This window comes from Tabrizicola piscis (assembly GCF_003940805.1).
Taxonomy (GTDB): Bacteria; Pseudomonadota; Alphaproteobacteria; order Rhodobacterales; family Rhodobacteraceae; genus Tabrizicola; species Tabrizicola piscis.
In genome coordinates this window covers 2,816,544-2,831,860 of the sequence record NZ_CP034328.1, presented here as the reverse complement: position 1 = coordinate 2,831,860, position 15,317 = coordinate 2,816,544, and the positions used below count along the sequence as shown (strand labels likewise).

General features: G+C 64.7%; 17 protein-coding genes. 13 read left to right on the top strand and 4 right to left on the bottom strand.

The window, feature by feature from the left end; genetic code table 11:
- Positions 1-30: 30 nt before the first annotated feature.
- The 8 genes from EI545_RS13815 to EI545_RS13780 all read left to right on the top strand — a co-directional run bounded on the left by EI545_RS13815 (position 31) and on the right by EI545_RS13780 (position 8,041).
- Entirely contained in the window at positions 31-471 is a 441-nt protein-coding gene (locus tag EI545_RS13815; protein ID WP_245990035.1) for a GNAT family N-acetyltransferase, read from the top strand.
- Positions 472-636: 165 nt separating this feature from the next.
- The gene (locus EI545_RS13810) at positions 637-1,629 is read left to right on the top strand and encodes a BMP family lipoprotein (RefSeq protein ID WP_125326011.1); all 993 of its coding nucleotides are present in this window, start codon (positions 637-639) and stop codon (positions 1,627-1,629) included.
- 123 nt (positions 1,630-1,752) lie between these two features.
- The gene (locus tag EI545_RS13805; protein ID WP_125326010.1) at positions 1,753-3,309 is read left to right on the top strand and encodes an ABC transporter ATP-binding protein; all 1,557 of its coding nucleotides are present in this window, start codon (positions 1,753-1,755) and stop codon (positions 3,307-3,309) included.
- On the top strand, positions 3,309-4,409 hold the full coding sequence (locus EI545_RS13800) for an ABC transporter permease (RefSeq protein WP_125327511.1): 1,101 nt from the start codon (positions 3,309-3,311) through the stop codon (positions 4,407-4,409). The genes EI545_RS13805 and EI545_RS13800 overlap by 1 nt, the downstream gene beginning before the upstream one ends.
- The gene (locus EI545_RS13795; RefSeq protein ID WP_125327509.1) at positions 4,409-5,377 is read left to right on the top strand and encodes an ABC transporter permease; all 969 of its coding nucleotides are present in this window, start codon (positions 4,409-4,411) and stop codon (positions 5,375-5,377) included. The genes EI545_RS13800 and EI545_RS13795 overlap by 1 nt, the downstream gene beginning before the upstream one ends.
- An 82-nt stretch (positions 5,378-5,459) precedes the next feature.
- A complete protein-coding gene (locus tag EI545_RS13790; RefSeq protein ID WP_125327507.1) occupies positions 5,460-6,272 on the top strand; it encodes a purine-nucleoside phosphorylase in 813 nt (270 codons plus the stop codon).
- Positions 6,273-6,347: 75 nt separating this feature from the next.
- On the top strand, positions 6,348-7,268 hold the full coding sequence (locus EI545_RS13785; protein ID WP_125326009.1) for a sulfite exporter TauE/SafE family protein: 921 nt from the start codon (positions 6,348-6,350) through the stop codon (positions 7,266-7,268).
- The gene (locus tag EI545_RS13780) at positions 7,265-8,041 is read left to right on the top strand and encodes a TIGR02186 family protein (protein ID WP_125326008.1); all 777 of its coding nucleotides are present in this window, start codon (positions 7,265-7,267) and stop codon (positions 8,039-8,041) included. The genes EI545_RS13785 and EI545_RS13780 overlap by 4 nt, the downstream gene beginning before the upstream one ends.
- A gap of 97 nt (positions 8,042-8,138) precedes the next feature.
- On the opposite strand, the gene EI545_RS13775 is transcribed toward EI545_RS13780, so the two are convergent.
- Positions 8,139-8,396 carry an accessory factor UbiK family protein gene (locus EI545_RS13775; protein ID WP_125326007.1) on the bottom strand — a complete coding sequence of 86 codons (258 nt, stop codon included), beginning with the start codon at positions 8,394-8,396 and terminating at the stop codon, positions 8,139-8,141.
- 139 nt (positions 8,397-8,535) lie between these two features.
- On the opposite strand from EI545_RS13775, the gene lgt reads away from it, so the two are divergent.
- The 4 genes from lgt to EI545_RS13755 all read left to right on the top strand — a co-directional run bounded on the left by lgt (position 8,536) and on the right by EI545_RS13755 (position 11,546).
- Positions 8,536-9,405, top strand: coding sequence for a prolipoprotein diacylglyceryl transferase (lgt, locus tag EI545_RS13770; protein ID WP_125326006.1), 870 nt, complete (start codon positions 8,536-8,538; stop codon positions 9,403-9,405).
- Between the two features lie 11 nt (positions 9,406-9,416).
- Positions 9,417-10,478, top strand: coding sequence for a class I SAM-dependent methyltransferase (locus tag EI545_RS13765; protein ID WP_125326005.1), 1,062 nt, complete (start codon positions 9,417-9,419; stop codon positions 10,476-10,478).
- Entirely contained in the window at positions 10,478-11,236 is a 759-nt protein-coding gene (pgeF, locus tag EI545_RS13760) for a peptidoglycan editing factor PgeF (protein WP_125326004.1), read from the top strand. Before EI545_RS13765 ends, pgeF begins: the two co-directional genes overlap by 1 nt.
- A 112-nt stretch (positions 11,237-11,348) precedes the next feature.
- Positions 11,349-11,546, top strand: coding sequence for a hypothetical protein (locus tag EI545_RS13755; protein ID WP_125326003.1), 198 nt, complete (start codon positions 11,349-11,351; stop codon positions 11,544-11,546).
- A 6-nt stretch (positions 11,547-11,552) separates the two neighbouring features.
- On the opposite strand, the gene EI545_RS13750 is transcribed toward EI545_RS13755, so the two are convergent.
- Positions 11,553-12,053: an Lrp/AsnC family transcriptional regulator gene (locus EI545_RS13750; protein ID WP_125326002.1), complete on the bottom strand. Its 501-nt coding sequence runs from the start codon at positions 12,051-12,053 to the stop codon at positions 11,553-11,555.
- Between the two features lie 178 nt (positions 12,054-12,231).
- Between EI545_RS13750 and trxB the strand changes: the two genes are divergently transcribed.
- A complete protein-coding gene (gene trxB / locus EI545_RS13745) occupies positions 12,232-13,170 on the top strand; it encodes a thioredoxin-disulfide reductase (RefSeq protein WP_125326001.1) in 939 nt (312 codons plus the stop codon).
- A 249-nt stretch (positions 13,171-13,419) separates the two neighbouring features.
- On the opposite strand, the gene EI545_RS13740 is transcribed toward trxB, so the two are convergent.
- Both EI545_RS13740 and EI545_RS13735 read right to left on the bottom strand, forming a co-directional pair.
- On the bottom strand, positions 13,420-14,478 hold the full coding sequence (locus EI545_RS13740; protein ID WP_125326000.1) for an ABC transporter ATP-binding protein: 1,059 nt from the start codon (positions 14,476-14,478) through the stop codon (positions 13,420-13,422).
- A gap of 15 nt (positions 14,479-14,493) precedes the next feature.
- Entirely contained in the window at positions 14,494-15,279 is a 786-nt protein-coding gene (locus tag EI545_RS13735; RefSeq protein ID WP_125325999.1) for an IclR family transcriptional regulator, read from the bottom strand.
- Positions 15,280-15,317: the final 38 nt, after the last annotated feature.

Sequence of the window (15,317 nt, the reverse complement as noted above, 5' to 3'; positions counted from 1 at the left end):
TATTTGTGGAAGAGAAAGCGGGAGTTGGCTGTGACGCCTGACGCCCTCTCAACCTTGCACGCCCGCGCCTTCACGACGCCCCGACCGTGGAGTGCGGAAGAATTCGCCGGCTGGCTTGCCGATCCTTTGACCTTCCTGCTGGTCGAAGGGGATGCCGGGTTCCTGCTTGGCCGGGCCGTCGCGGGCGAGGCGGAGCTTTTGACCGTGGCCGTCGCCCCCGAGGCGCGGGGCCGGGGGCTTGGGCAACGCCTTGTCTCACGCTTTCTTTATCAGGCGCGGCTGAGGGGGGCCGAGGTGGCCTTTCTGGAAGTGGCCGAGGATAACGGACCGGCAAGAGCGGTTTATTCCCGCGCCGGTTTCGCGGAATCCGGGCGGCGGCGCGGCTATTACCGCACGCCACAGGGGCAGGCGGTCGATGCACTGGTCCTGCGGCGGGTGCTGACGGATGGGGCAGGCACAGGCTCAACCTGACCGGACGGTCAAAATTCCGGCACCTGCCCCGCGAATATCCCTTGACCACCCCAAGCGACTACGCCCAACTTCTAAGCGAGTGCCAGTGCCGACTCTGGCCCCTTCCGGGGCCTCTGTCTGCGCAAGCTGGCATGAAGCAAAACAACAACCGACCGGGAGCATCCGATGACCTTCATGAAATCCCTGATGGGCGCCACTGCCATGGCCCTCACTGCTGGCGCAGCGCTGGCGGAACCTGCGATCATCTTCGATCTGGGTGGCAAGTTCGACAAGTCGTTCAACGAGGCCGCCTTCAACGGCGCCGAGAAATGGGCCAAGGAAACCGGCGGCACCTACAAGGAACTGGAGATGCAGTCCGAGGCCCAGCGTGAGCAGGCCCTGCGGCGTCTGGCCGAATCCGGTGCCAACCCAGTCGTGATGACCGGCTTTGCCTTCGGCGACGTGCTGAACACCGTGGCCCCCGACTTCCCGGATACCAAGTTTGCAATCATCGACATGGTGGTGGAACAGCCAAACGTGAAATCGGTGGTCTTCACCGAACATGAAGGCAGCTACCTTGTCGGCATGATGGCCGGCCTTGCCTCGAAAACCGGCACTGTCGGCTTCATCGGCGGCATGGACATCCCGCTGATCCGCCGCTTTGGCTGCGGCTATGCGCAAGGCGTTGTCGCCGCGAACCCGGATGCCAAGGTCGTCCTCAACATGACCGGCACCACCCCGGCGGCGTGGAACGACCCGGTCAAGGGCGCGGAACTGGCCAAAGGCCAGAAGGCGCAAGGCGCGGACGTGATCTATGCGGCGGCCGGCGGCACGGGCGTGGGCGTCCTGCAGGCGGCGGCCGATGAAGGCATCCTGTCGATCGGCGTGGACAGCAACCAGAACGGGATGCACCCGGGCATGGTTCTGACATCGATGCTGAAGCGGGTGGACGTGGCCGTCTACAACGCCTTCATGGAAGGCACCGATCTTGCCCCCGGCATCAACGTGCTGGACCTCAAGGCGGAAGGCGTCGGATACGCGATGGATGAAAACAATGCCTCGCTGGTGACCCCGGAAATGCAGGCCGCCGTCGACGCAGCCGCCGAGAAGATCAAGGCGGGTGAGCTGGTCGTGCACGACTACATGTCGGACAACACCTGCCCGGCAGCGACGTTCTAAGCTTTCGTCCAGAAAAGTCGGGTGCCGCGCCAGCCCATGGCGCGGCACTTTTTCAAAATGACCAAAGGCCGCGGGCATGTGCGGCGGTCACCTCGGCGAAACGGGGTGTCAGGGGGGGGTTGCATGGCGGACAGCGCACTCGCCATTGAACTGAAGGGCATTTCCAAGGCCTTCGGTCCGGTACAGGCGAACAAGGACATCAACATCGCCGTGCCGCGCGGCACGATCCACGGGATCATCGGCGAAAACGGTGCGGGAAAATCGACGCTGATGTCGATCCTGTATGGGTTCTACAAGGCCGACGCCGGCGAGATTTTTGTCGGCGGCCAGTTGACCGCCATCCCCGACAGCCAAAGCGCGATCCGCGCCGGGATCGGCATGGTGTTCCAGCATTTCAAGCTGGTGCAGAATTTCACCGTGCTGGAAAACATCATCCTTGGCGCCGAAGAGGGCGCCCTTCTGAACACCAGCCTCGCCAAGGCGCGTCAGGTGCTTGCGGATCTGTCGCGCGACTATGAACTTGACGTCGAACCCGACGCGCTGATCGAGGACCTGTCGGTCGGCCACCAGCAGCGGGTCGAAATCCTCAAGGCGCTGTACCGGCAGGCCGATATCCTTATTCTCGACGAACCCACGGGTGTCTTGACCCCGGCCGAGGCGGACCACCTGTTCCGCATCCTCAAAGGTTTGAAAGATCAGGGGAAAACCATCATCCTGATCACCCACAAACTGCGCGAGATCATGGAGGCGACGGATAACGTGTCCGTCATGCGGCGCGGCACGATGGTCGCCACGGTCAAGACGGCGGAAACCTCGCCCGAACAGCTGGCCGAGCTGATGGTGGGCCGCAAGGTCCTGCTGGAGGTGGAAAAGAAGCCTGCCACCCCCGGGGCTGTGGTCCTGAAGGTTGAAGACTTGCGGGTGCGGGATGAACACAAGGTCGAACGGCTGAAAGGTGTCAGCTTCGACATCCGCGCGGGCGAAATCCTCGGGATTGCCGGGGTGGCGGGGAACGGGCAGTCGGAACTGCTTGCGGCCTTGGGCGGCATGATGCGCGCCACGGGCCGGATCACGCTGAACAATGCGGACCTGCCGCTGTCGGGCAAGGGGTCCGACGGCCAAAGCCGCCGCAACGCAGGCATCGCCCATGTGCCGGAGGACCGGCATCACTATGGCCTGATCCTTGATTTCACGGCCTGGGAAAACGTGGCCTTCGGCTATTTCAACGAACCGGAATACCAGACGAACGCGTTGTTCATGAATAACGAAGCGCTGCGCGAAGACACCCGCCGCAAGATGGAAAAGTTCGATGTGCGCCCGCCAAACCCGTGGCTTCCCGCCAAAAGCTTTTCCGGCGGCAACCAGCAGAAGATCGTCGTCGCCCGCGAGATCGAGCAGAACCCCGAGCTTCTCCTGATCGGCCAGCCCACGCGCGGCGTGGACATCGGCGCGATCGAGTTCATCCACAAGCAGATCGTCGCCCTGCGCGACCAAGGCAAGGCGATCCTGCTAGTGTCCGTGGAACTGGATGAGATCATGAGCCTGTCTGACCGCATCGCCGTGATGTTCGACGGCCAGTTGATGGGCTTCCGCGACCCCGAAAAAACCGACGAACGCGAGTTGGGGATGATGATGGCCGGGATGACGGGCCAAAGTCCCGGCAAAGGGGAGGCCGCGTGATGGACCGCTTGCCGCGTTGGGCGGATGTCGCCCTCGTTCCGCTTGTCTCGCTCCTCCTCGCCGCGATCATCTCGGCCCTCGTGCTTCTGTCCATCGGACAAAGCCCGGTCGAGGCGTTCAACGTCATGGTCGATGGCGCGCTTGGGTCAGCCTATGGCTGGGGGTACACGCTGTACTACACCACCAGCTTCATCTTCACCGGCCTTGCAGTGACCATGGCCTTCCATGCGGGCCTCTTCAACATCGGCGGCGAGGGGCAAGCGCAGTTGGGTGGCCTTGGCGTGGCGCTGGTCTGCCTGTCGCTTCCCTGGCCACACTGGACCCTCGCGCTGGCGGCTGCGACGCTGGGTGCTGCGGTCTTCGGGGCGGCATGGGCGGCGATCCCGGCCTATCTGCAGGCCAAGCGCGGCAGCCATATCGTCATCACCACGATCATGTTCAACTACATCGCCGCTGCTGTGCTGGTCTACCTCCTTGTCGACGTCCTGCGCCCGGCGGGGCAGATGGACCCGGCCTCGGCCCGGTTCCCCGAAGGCGCCAAGCTGCCGACGCTGGACACCATCCCCGGCTTCAACCTGGTGTTCCAGAAGGCGGTGCCTGCCAACGTCACGCTATTCATCGCACTGGCCATGGCGGTTGTCGTCTGGGCGATCCTGTGGCGCACAAGGCTTGGCTATCAGATCCGCGCTTTCGGCAAGTCTGAACCGGCTGCGCGCTATGCCGGGATCAACCCGGTCTACATCATCATGGTCGCCATGCTGCTGTCGGGCGGCCTTGCCGGAATGATGAGCATCAACAACGTGATGGGCGAAGCCGAACGGTTGCTGCAGAACTCCTCCGAAGGCGCAGGCTTCATCGGCATCGCGGTTGCGCTGATGGGACGAAACCATCCGATTGGCGTGGTTCTGGCGGCGCTGCTGTTCGGCTTCCTCTACCAGGGCGGGGCCGAGCTGGGGCTGTGGACCTCGATCCCGATCGAGATGCGGATCGTGGTGCAGGGCCTTGTGATCCTGTTCACCGGGGCGCTCGACGTGATGGTGCGGATGCTGCTGACCCGCATCTTCGGCCTGTTCCGCAGCCAGAAGCTGGGAGCCGCATGATGGACTATGCAACGCTGCTGCAACTCCTCGACTCGACCCTGCGTCTGGCTACGCCCTTGCTGCTTGCCTGCCTCGCCGGGTTGTTCTCCGAACGCTCCGGCATCTTCGACATCGGGCTTGAGGGCAAGATGCTGGCTGCCGCCATGGCCTCGGGGGCCGTGGCCTTCCTGACCGGGTCCGTCTGGCTCGGGCTGCTTGCGGGCATTGGTGCCTCGCTCGTCTTCGCGCTGATCCACGGTCTTGCGTCGATCACCTTCCGCGGCAACCAGTTGATTTCCGGCGTGGCGCTTAACTTTCTGGCCGCCGGGATGACCGTCCTTGTGGCGCAGCGCCTGTTCGGTCAGGGCGGCAGGACCCCACCGCTCAGTGGCGAGGCGCGGTTCAACCCGGTCACCCTGCCCTTCGCGGAAAGCCTGCGCGAGGTGCCGGTTCTTGGCCCGCTGTACTATGAGGTGATCTCCGGCCACTCGCTGCTGGTCTATGCGGCACTGGGGCTGGTGCCACTGTCCTGGTGGGTCCTGAACCGCACGCGGTTCGGTCTGCGTCTGCGGGCCGTCGGCGAAAACCCCGCGGCGGTGGATACGGCGGGGGTGTCGGTCGTGGGGCTGCGCTTTGCGGCAGTGGCAATCACCGGCGTCCTGTGCGGGTTGGCCGGGGCTTACATGGCAACAGCCCTGCAGGCAGGCTTTGGCAAGGACATGACGGCGGGGCGCGGCTATATCGCCCTTGCCGCCCTCATCTTCGCCAAATGGCGGCCGGTCGCGGCGCTGTGGGCTTGCCTCCTGTTCGGGTTCTTCCAGGCGCTTGCCCTGCGACCCGATGTGGTAGAGGCCGTTGTTCAGATGAAGGTGCCGGTCCCGTTCCTTGACGCCCTGCCCTATATCCTGACCGTCGTCGTGCTTGCAGGCTTCATCGGCAAGGCAATCCCGCCCCGCGCCGGCGGTGAGCCTTATGTGAAGGAACGCTAAGCCCTTTCACATTTGCCCAAATATCCCACGGGGGTGCGGGGGTGTGAAACCCCCGCTCCTCGACCAGCCAAAGGCGATCCCGATGACCGATGCTGCCAGCCTTGCCCAAGCGATCCGCGCCCGCGCCGGGGATGCGCCCGTCAGACTTGGCCTGATCCTCGGCTCGGGCCTTGGCCATATCGCGCATCAGGTTGAAGGCGTGGCGATCCCTTACGATGACCTTCCCGGCTTCCCGCATGTGGGCGTTTCCGGTCACAACCCGAACCTTCATATCGGCACGCTGGAAGGCGTCCGGGTCGCCGTATTCGGCGCACGGGAACATTACTATGAAAACGGCAACCCCAGGGCGATGCTGTTGCCACTGCAGGTGCTGAAGGCCTTGGGGGCAAGTGAACTGATCCTGACCAATGCCGCCGGGTCCCTGCGCCCCGACATTGCGCCGGGGGATCTGATGCTGCTGTCAGACCATATCAACTACAGCGGCCTCAACCCGCTGATCGGCGAAAAGACCGACGCCCGCTTCGTGCCGATGACCGACGCGCATGACCCCGGGCTCAGGTCCGCGCTGAAGGCCGCCGCCGCGCGCGAAGGGCTGGCCCTGCCTGAAGGCGTTTACTGCTGGTACTCCGGCCCGTCCTTTGAAACCCCTGCCGAAATCCGCATGCTCAAGACCCTCGGCGGGGATGCCGTCGGCATGTCCACCGTGCCCGAGGTGATCCTTGCCCGCTTCCTTGGCCTGCGGGTCGCTGCCATCTCGACCATCACCAACATGGCCGCCGGGATGAGCGACGAAAAGATCAGCCACGAACACACCAAGGCCATGGCCCCCTTGGGTGCGGCAAAACTGGAACGCATCCTGAGGGATTTCCTGCGGACCCTCCGACAAGGCGCATAGGCGTTTGACTTCACCGTCAAAGGCGCGCAACCCTTTGATCATCCCACCGCTTTCGCCGCCGATTGGGCCGCTTAGATGCAGCTTTACCTCCCCATCGCCGAAATATCGGTCAATGCCTTCCTCATTCTGGGGCTGGGTGGGGTCGTGGGGTTCCTGTCCGGCATGTTCGGCGTGGGCGGCGGCTTTCTGATCACACCCCTTCTGTTTTTCATCGGCGTTCCCCCTGCCGTGGCTGTGGCCACCGGGGCTAATCAGGTGGTCGCCTCGTCGATTTCCGGCGTATTGGCCCAACTCAGGCGCAAGGGCGTGGACTTCCACATGGGGGGTGTCCTTCTGGCGGGGGGCATTGCCGGGTCAGCCATCGGGGTCTGGGTGTTCCGCCTGATGACCGAAGCCGGCCAGATCGACCTGTTTGTCCAGCTGTCCTACGTCCTTTTCCTTGGCCTCATCGGCGCGATGATGCTGCAGGAAAGCCTGCGCAGCCTGCTCCGGACCCGCAAACCCGGCGCGCCGATCCGGCGAAGCCATGTGCACTCCTGGGTGCATGGCCTGCCGCTCAAGATGAAATTCCGCGCAAGCGGGCTTTACATCAGCGTCATCCCGCCCCTGATCGTGGGGGCGCTGGTCGGGTTTCTGGCGGCGATCATGGGGGTCGGCGGCGGGTTCATCATGGTGCCCGCGATGATCTACCTCTTGGGGATGCCCACCAAGGTCGTGATCGGCACTTCGCTGTTCCAGATCATCTTCGTCACGGCTTTCACCACGGTCATGCACGCCGTCACCAGCCAGACGGTCGACATGATGCTGGCGCTGATCCTGATCCTTGGCGGGGTGGTCGGCGCGCAGATCGGCACGCGGGTGGGCGTACGGCTCAAGGCGGAACAGCTGCGCATCCTGCTGTCGCTTCTGGTGCTGGCAGTCTCCGTGCGGATCGCCGTGGACCTTCTGGTCAAACCGGGCGAGCTTTACTCGGTCGCACCCGGGGTGTTGCCATGATCCGCGCGCATCGCCTTGTCAGGGCTCTGCTGCTGGTGCTGGTCCTCGCCCCGCCCGCGCTGGCGCAAGAGACCATCGTCTCGGGCCTCAGCCAGAGCCGGGTGTCGATCACCGCCGATTTTGACGGATCGGAAATCCTGATCTATGGCGCGGTCAAGCGTGACACCCCGGCCCCCGAGGGTGGCCCGTTGGAGGTGATCGTGACGGTGGAAGGGCCGTCAACCCCGGTCACGGTGCGCCGGAAAGATCGGGTGGCAGGCATCTGGGTGAACAACGCCGAGGTGGTGGTGGACAGCGCGCCCAGCTTCTACGCCGTGGCGACAACCGGCCCCTTGAACCATATCCTGTCGGACATCGAAAACCTGCGGCATGGCATCACGATTGAACGGGTGATCCGCGCTGTCGGCATCACGGCCGAGGCAGAGCAGTCAGGCGAATTCCTTCTGGCATTGCTACGTGTGCGGACCGATGAAGACCGCTACCGCATGCTGGAAGGCAAGGTGGAACTGACCGAGGAAACCCTGTTCCGGGCCGATGTGGTCCTGCCCGCAAACCTGACCGAGGGCGAATACAAGGTCAGGCTGTTTCTCCTGCGTGACAAGCGGGTGGTGGCGCAGCAGCAGCGGCTGATCGGCGTCCGGAAAGAGGGGTTGGAGCGGTTCATCTTCAACCTCGCGCAGGAACAGCCGCTGATCTACGGGCTGATCTCGCTGGTGCTGGCTGCGGTCGCCGGGTGGGGGGCTTCGGCGGCCTTCCGGCTGGTCAGGGCCTGACGACCCCTCCTCGCGCGACTTCGTCTTCTCGTCGGCAAGCACGCACCCCAGCGAGGAGTGACGAAGTCATCGACGAGCGGCGGGCCAGGACGCCCCCTTAACCCTTCTTCTTCACCAGCGCCGCTTCCAGCGCCACGATCCGCGCCTCCAGCGCCGCGTTCTCTTCGCGGGCTTTCTGGGCCATGGCGCGGGCGGCATCGAATTCTTCGCGCGTCACGAAATCCCGGTCGGCCATCCAGCGGTCGACCATGCTTTTGAAGGCGGTCTCGGCCTCGGTCTTGGCGCCTTGGGCCACGCCCATCGCATTGGTCATCAGCTGGCTCATGTCGTCCAGAAACTTGTTGCGGGTCTGCATGGGCCTCTCCTTCGCGGGTCTGCCCTTTATATGGGCCGCGCAGGCCCAGACACAAGCTTGTCAAAGGGCGACCGATCGCCGCCGGTTGACATCGCACGCCCCCCCCGCGACAAGCAGCCAGCTTCACGGAAAGTGCGCAATGATCCCCTTCCCCGACCTGTCGCCCACCCTGTTCGAGGTCGAGATCTTCGGCCTGACACTTGCCCTGCGCTGGTATGCGCTGGCCTATATCGCCGGGATCGTCTTTGGCTGGTGGATCATCCTGCGCGCCATCCGCACGCCGCACCTGTGGCAGGGCACCCCGCCCCTGACGGCCGAGCAGGTGGAGCGGTTTTCCACCTGGGCGGTGGTTGGCATCATCCTTGGCGGGCGGCTTGGCTATGTCCTGTTCTATGACCCAGCCACCTACCTTGCCGAACCGTGGAAGATCCCCTTCGTCTGGGAAGGTGGCATGGCGTTTCACGGCGGCTTTGCCGGTGTGGCCGTTGCCGGTCTGTGGTTCTGCCGTCGTGAAAAGATCCCCATGCTGTCCATGGGCGACCTTCTGGCGTTGGCGGTGCCGGTCGGGCTGATGCTGGGCCGGCTGGCCAATTTCATCAACGCCGAGCTTTGGGGCCGACCAACCACCCTGCCCTGGGGCGTGATCTTCCCGGGCGAGGCCGCACAAACCTGCCAGGGCGTCGTGGGCCTTTGCGCGCGCCACCCCAGCCAGTTGTACCAAGCGGCACTTGAGGGGCTCTTGCTGGCCATTGTCCTGATCTGGCTGGCCTTCCGGCGCGGGTGGCTGAAGCGGCCGGGCGCGATCATGGGGGTGTTCCTGCTGGGCTACGGTCTGGCGCGCTTCGCCGTCGAATTCGTCCGCCAGCCCGACGCGCAATTCGTCAGCGAAGGCAACCCTATCGGCCTTGCGCTGCACATCGGCGGCTATGGGCTGACCATGGGCCAGGTCCTTTCCCTGCCGATGATCGCGGCGGGCCTGTGGTTTGCCATGCGCGCCAGGGCGCGCTGACCGAGGCGCCGATGACCCCACTTGGCCATCTTCTGATCGAGCGTATCCGCGAAGGCGGGCCGATCTCGGTGGCCGACTACATGACGGATTGCCTGCTGCATCCCGTCCACGGCTATTACACCACGCGCGAACCCTTCGGCACTGCCGGTGACTTCACCACCGCACCCGAGATCAGTCAGATGTTCGGCGAACTCTTCGGTCTGGCCCTGGCGCAGGCCTGGGTGGATCAGGGGGCCCCCGCGCCCTTTACGCTGGCCGAACTCGGCCCCGGGCGCGGCACGCTGATGGCCGATGTGCTGCGCGCCACCCGGGCCGTTCCGGGCTTTCACGCTGCTGCCCGTGTGGTGCTGGTCGAAGCCTCGCCCCGGTTGCGCGCGGTGCAAGGGCAGGCGCTGGCCGCCTTTAGTGCCGATGTCCAATGGGCCGACACGGTCGACGATCTGCCGGATGCCCCCCTGTTCCTGCTGGCCAATGAATTCCTCGACGCCCTGCCAATCCGCCAGTTCCAGCGCGGCGAAGATGGCTGGCGTGAGCGGCTGGTGGGTCTGGCGAATGGGCAACTGGCCTTTGGTCTGTCCGACCTTCTGGCAAAAGTCCCCGACACCCCCGCCTTCCAGACAGCGCCTATGGGGACCGTGGTCGAAGACTGCGCCCCCGCGCGCCATGCCGTCGCGGCGCTCGCCGCGCGGATCGACAGGCAGGGCGGGCTTGCCTACCTGATCGACTATGGCGGCTGGCGGTCGCAGGGTGACACGCTGCAAGCCCTGCGCGCCCATGCCTTTGACGCCCCGCTTGCCCATCCCGGTCAGGCCGACCTGACCGCGCATGTGGACTTTGAACCGCTTGCAGCGCTCGCCCCAGCATATGCCTATGACACGCAAGGGGCGGTTCTGAACCGGCTTGGAATTGCGGCACGGGCCGAACGTCTTGCCCGCAACCTGTCCGGGGAAAAGCTGGAAAGCCACCATGCCGCGCATCGCCGCTTGACCCATCCGCAGGAAATGGGTTCGTTGTTCAAGGTGCTTGCCCTGACCCACGCCAATGCCCCCCTGCCGCCCGGATTTGCCCCCTGATGCCATCGACGCTGGAGATCATCACCTCGGACGCCCTGTCCACCCGCCACGGGTTCTTCACCCGTAAGGGCGGCGCGTCCTCTGGCATCTTCGCTGGCCTCAACTGCGGCACCGGATCGTCAGATCAGGCCGAGATCGTGGCGATCAACCGCACCCGCGTGGCCGAGGCGATGGGCGTCGCCCCCACGGCCATGGTCACGGTGCATCAGGTCCATTCGGCCCGTGCCGTCGCCGTCGACGGCCCACTGACCCACCGGCCCGAAGCCGATGCGCTGGTGACCGCAACGCCGGGCGTCCTGATCGCCGTCCTGACGGCCGACTGTCAGCCCGTGCTGTTTCACGATCCCACCGCCGGTGTCATCGGCGCCGCCCATGCCGGATGGCGTGGCGCTGTCGACGGGGTGCTTGAAGCCACCCTTGACGCGATGGAGGGGTTGGGCGCCCGCCGCCGCGACATCCGTGCCGTCATCGGCCCGTCAATCAGCCAGCCCGCCTATGAGGTCGGCCCCGAATTTCTGGACCGTTTCCGCGACGAAGACCCTGAAAGCCTGCGCTTTTTTGCCAATGGCAAGGGTGATCGATTGCTGTTCGACCTGCCGGGCTATGGCCTTTACCGCCTGCGCGCGGCGGGCGTCGGCCACGCGGAATGGACCGGCCATTGCACCTACCGCGACGCCGGGCGGTTCTACTCCTTCCGGCGCACCACCCATGCGGGCGAGGTGGACTATGGACGGCTCATCTCGACAATAAGGCTTTAATGCGGCGCAATCGGGCATGAAAATGCACCGTTTGCAGCGCAACTTTTCCCAACCCCCGCCGTATTCCAATTGCATCCCTGTTGTCAGGGAAGTCTTGCCGTCGGGGAACTGAATGATCATCGAGTTGAGAACCAAGCGCCGCTGGATCGTCTCCGTCCTCGAAGCGGTCGCAGAATCCTCCGACACCCGCGTGACCGTCAGCGCCACCGTGCGCCGCACGACCGGGCGCAACCGGATGAACCCGGGGCAAAAGGGCTTTGCGATGCGGCTGAAGGCTGCCACCCGCCCGCTGGCCGACGCCGCCCGCTAGGCCGCGTCAGGCGTTCTTCGCCAACCGCGCTTCCAGAACGTCAAACGGCAGTCCGGGTTCGTCCTTGGCGCAACGGATCACCAGACTGGTCTTCACATTCGCCACATGATCGGCCTTGAGCAGTTGCTCGGTCAGAAAGCTTTGAAAGCTGGACAGGTCAGGTGCCACGCATTTCAGGATAAAGTCGATCTCGCCGTTCAGCATGTGGCACTCGCGGACCAGGGGCCAGGCTCGGCAGCGCGCTTCAAAAGCCGAAAGATCCGCCTCGGCCTGTGAATTCAGCCGCACCATGGCGAAGACCTGCACTTCGAACCCCAACTCGCGCGCGTCGATGTCGGCATGATATCCACGGATGAAACCCGCCTCTTCCAACCCGCGCACCCGGCGCAGACACGGCGGCGCAGAAATGCCCACCCGGCTGGCCAGTTCCACGTTGGTCATGCGCCCATCCGCCTGAAGCTCGGCCAGGATCTGGCGGTCGATGGGGTCGAGTTTATGTCCGGCCATACCTGCCTCCGTTGCCTGTCTTACTTACGTTGCGGCGCAGCCTTGCGCAATAATGTTTCAACATCGCGCAAGAAACGGCATTTCACCCTGCCTTGATGGCGCTGCATGGCCGCCATGCAGGGGCTTTCCGCCCCGACGGCTCCAGACTATATCGGGGGCCGAAGCAATGGGGGCTGGAATGGCTGAGACGCGGCACACACGGGTTCTGATCATCGGCTCCGGCCCGGCGGGCTATACCGCTGCGGTCTATTCCGCCCGCGCCATGCTGAACCCGATTCTGGTTCAGGGCCTGCAGCCCGGCGGCCAGTTGACCATCACGACCGAGGTGGAAAACTGGCCCGGCGACAGCCACGTTCAGGGCCCCGACCTGATGGTGCGCATGCAGGACCATGCCGCCGCGATGGGGGCCGAGATCATCAGCGACTACATCACCTCGCTGGACCTGTCCAAACGTCCGTTCACCGCCACCGCCGACAGCGGCACGACCTACACGGCGGATGCGGTGATCCTTGCGACCGGCGCGCAGGCGAAATGGCTGGGCCTGCCGAGCGAGGAAAAGTTCAAGGGCTTTGGCGTGTCCGCCTGCGCCACCTGCGACGGGTTCTTCTATCGCGGCAAAGAGGTTGTGGTCATCGGCGGCGGCAACACCGCCGTGGAAGAGGCCCTGTTCCTGACCAACTTCGCCACCAAGGTCACGCTGATCCACCGCCGCGATTTCCTGCGTGCCGAAAAGATCATGCAGGACCGCCTGTTCAAGAACCCCAAGATCGAGGTCCTGTGGAACCATGAAGTGACCGAGGTTCTGGGCGACGAAACCCCGCTTGGCGTCACGGCCGTCCGCGCGCGCAACGTGCAGACCGGGGCCACTCAGGACATCCCCTGCGCCGGGTTCTTCGTGGCCATCGGCCATGCCCCAGCCTCCGAACTGGTCAAGGACCAACTGCCCCTGCACAACGGCGGCTACGTCGTGGTGGAACCCGGCACCACCCGCACCGCCATCCCCGGCGTCTTTGCCGCTGGCGACCTGACCGATCACGTCTACCGTCAGGCCGTCACCAGCGCCGGCATGGGCTGCATGGCCGCGCTTGACGCGGAAAAGTTCCTGTCCGGTCACTGACGTCGATCTGGCGGAGCGCCTCGCGGCGCGAAGACCTTTTCTCTCCTCCCAGCGCCAAGAGGCGCAGGGAGGAGGCAGGCGAGGGGCCAGCCCCTCGCGCTCCCCGGAGTATTTCAAAAAGAGCAAATGCGCTTGCTCTTTTCCAAATACTCCCGCGCGGCGCGCGCCTGACCGAGCCGGTTGCGCGCTTGCGCGCAGAGGCGAGACAAAAGGAATGCGCGGAACGCGCTCAATTTGACACCAACAGGTTCAGCGCAGGCGTTTGCCGTCCTTGTCGAACAGCATTGCATCCTTGCCGTCAAAGCCAAGGCCGACCATTGACCCAGGGTCCAGACTGATCTGGTCATGGCGTTCGACGATCAGCCGTTCTCCGGACGGTGCGGTCAGATGAACGTAGGACACCCCGCCCAAGGCTTCGGTCAACTCCACCCGGTGCGTGCTGCCGGATGTTTCGATCCGCAGATGCTGCGGCCGCAGACCGACTGAAACTTCTGCCCCCGCGCCGGGCAAGGCAGCGGCGGTTGTCAGGGGCAGAGCAAGCCCCTTGGCTTGCACCTTCCCCGCGCTTTCGACCACGCCCGCGACAAAGTTCATCGCCGGGCTGCCAATGAAGCCTGCCACGAACTTGTTGTCGGGGTCGTTGTACAGGTCGAGCGGCTTGCCCACCTGCTCCACCCGCCCCGCGCGCAGGACGACGATCTTGTCGGCCAGCGTCATCGCTTCCACCTGGTCATGGGTGACGTAGATCATCGTGGCCCCGATCTCGCGGTGCAGCCGCGCGATCTCCACCCGCATTTCCACCCGCAACTCGGCGTCGAGGTTGGAGAGCGGCTCGTCGAACAGGAACACCTCGGGCCCGCGCACGATGGCGCGCCCAATGGCCACCCGCTGACGCTGGCCGCCCGACAGCGCCTTGGGCTTGCGCGAAAGGTAGTCGTCCAGCTTCAGGATGCGGCTGGCTTCCTTGACCTTCCCGTCAATCTCGGCCTTCGGATGGCCGGTCATCTTCAGGCCAAAGCCCATGTTTTCCGCCACGGTCATGTGCGGATACAAGGCATAGGTCTGGAACACCATCGCCACCCCGCGCTCGCTCGGGTCGGCTTTGGTGACGTCGCGGTTGCCGATCTGGATCTTGCCGCCGGTCGTTTCCTCCAGCCCCGCGACCATGCGCAAAAGCGTGGACTTGCCGCAGCCCGAGGGGCCGACGAACACGCAGAACTCGCCATCCTCCACCCGCAGATCGACCCCGTGGATCACCTGCACATCGCCATATCGCTTGGTCACCTTGTCCAGCGTCACGCCCGTCATGTCCGTATCCTCCCCCTAGTTCTGTTCCGGAAAGCGCCAGCTTTCCGCTTCGGTGGCGATCTTCGCCGCGATGTCCTTGATCAGTCCGGATTGCCCCTCAAGGGCCTCCAGCGTCGTGCGTGCCGTGGTCGAGGTGACCGACAAGGCCCCCAGCACCCGCCCGGTGCGCGACAGAATCGGCACTGCGCAGCAGATGATTCCCCGCTCGTGCTCTTCCCGGTCGAAGGCATGGCCGCGGGCGCGAATCGCCTTCAGCTCGGTCACAAGCTTGTCCGGAGTATCCAGGGTGTGGTCGGTGTGGCGGTGGAAGGACTGCCGCGCCAGCGCCTGATCCAGCGCCTCGGGCGTGGCCCAGGCCAGCATCGCCTTGCCCACGCCCGTGCAATAGGCGGGCCCCACCTTGCCGGCCTGGGCGAACATCTCCACCGGGCGGGCGGCGTTGCGTTTGTCGACGTACAGCACCTGCCCTTGGTCCATCTGCGCCAGATGGATCGTCTCTCCGGTTTTCGCCGCAAGTTCATCAAGATAGGGCCGCGCGATCGGGGCCAGCGACGATTGCGCCCATGCCGCATGGGCCAGTCGGACCAGCCGCACGCCCAGCGCATAAGTGCCCTGATCGGGGTCCAGCGTCAGCATCCCCTGATGGGTCAGCGTCTGCAAAAGCCGGTAAAGCGTGGCCTTGGGATAGTCGGCCTGAGTCAACAGATCCGAGAAGCGGACCGGTCGGCCATGCCGCGCGACCATGTCCAGCACGTCAAGCGCCTTGCCGACTGTTCCGTCTGCATGTCCCTCGGCGCCCATCGTCCCTCCCGCCCAACGTGTGTGTTGACAGACTAGAG

Coding starts and splice junctions, on each gene's coding strand:
- EI545_RS13810 (WP_125326011.1), top strand. CDS start 637: ATGACCTTCATGAAATCCCTGATGGGCGCCACTGCCATGGCCCTCACT.
- EI545_RS13805 (WP_125326010.1), top strand. CDS start 1,753: ATGGCGGACAGCGCACTCGCCATTGAACTGAAGGGCATTTCCAAGGCC.
- EI545_RS13800 (WP_125327511.1), top strand. CDS start 3,309: ATGGACCGCTTGCCGCGTTGGGCGGATGTCGCCCTCGTTCCGCTTGTC.
- EI545_RS13795 (WP_125327509.1), top strand. CDS start 4,409: ATGGACTATGCAACGCTGCTGCAACTCCTCGACTCGACCCTGCGTCTG.
- EI545_RS13790 (WP_125327507.1), top strand. CDS start 5,460: ATGACCGATGCTGCCAGCCTTGCCCAAGCGATCCGCGCCCGCGCCGGG.
- EI545_RS13785 (WP_125326009.1), top strand. CDS start 6,348: ATGCAGCTTTACCTCCCCATCGCCGAAATATCGGTCAATGCCTTCCTC.
- EI545_RS13780 (WP_125326008.1), top strand. CDS start 7,265: ATGATCCGCGCGCATCGCCTTGTCAGGGCTCTGCTGCTGGTGCTGGTC.
- EI545_RS13775 (WP_125326007.1), bottom strand. CDS start 8,396: ATGCAGACCCGCAACAAGTTTCTGGACGACATGAGCCAGCTGATGACC.
- lgt (WP_125326006.1), top strand. CDS start 8,536: ATGATCCCCTTCCCCGACCTGTCGCCCACCCTGTTCGAGGTCGAGATC.
- EI545_RS13765 (WP_125326005.1), top strand. CDS start 9,417: ATGACCCCACTTGGCCATCTTCTGATCGAGCGTATCCGCGAAGGCGGG.
- pgeF (WP_125326004.1), top strand. CDS start 10,478: ATGCCATCGACGCTGGAGATCATCACCTCGGACGCCCTGTCCACCCGC.
- EI545_RS13755 (WP_125326003.1), top strand. CDS start 11,349: ATGATCATCGAGTTGAGAACCAAGCGCCGCTGGATCGTCTCCGTCCTC.
- EI545_RS13750 (WP_125326002.1), bottom strand. CDS start 12,053: ATGGCCGGACATAAACTCGACCCCATCGACCGCCAGATCCTGGCCGAG.
- trxB (WP_125326001.1), top strand. CDS start 12,232: ATGGCTGAGACGCGGCACACACGGGTTCTGATCATCGGCTCCGGCCCG.
- EI545_RS13740 (WP_125326000.1), bottom strand. CDS start 14,478: ATGACGGGCGTGACGCTGGACAAGGTGACCAAGCGATATGGCGATGTG.
- EI545_RS13735 (WP_125325999.1), bottom strand. CDS start 15,279: ATGGGCGCCGAGGGACATGCAGACGGAACAGTCGGCAAGGCGCTTGAC.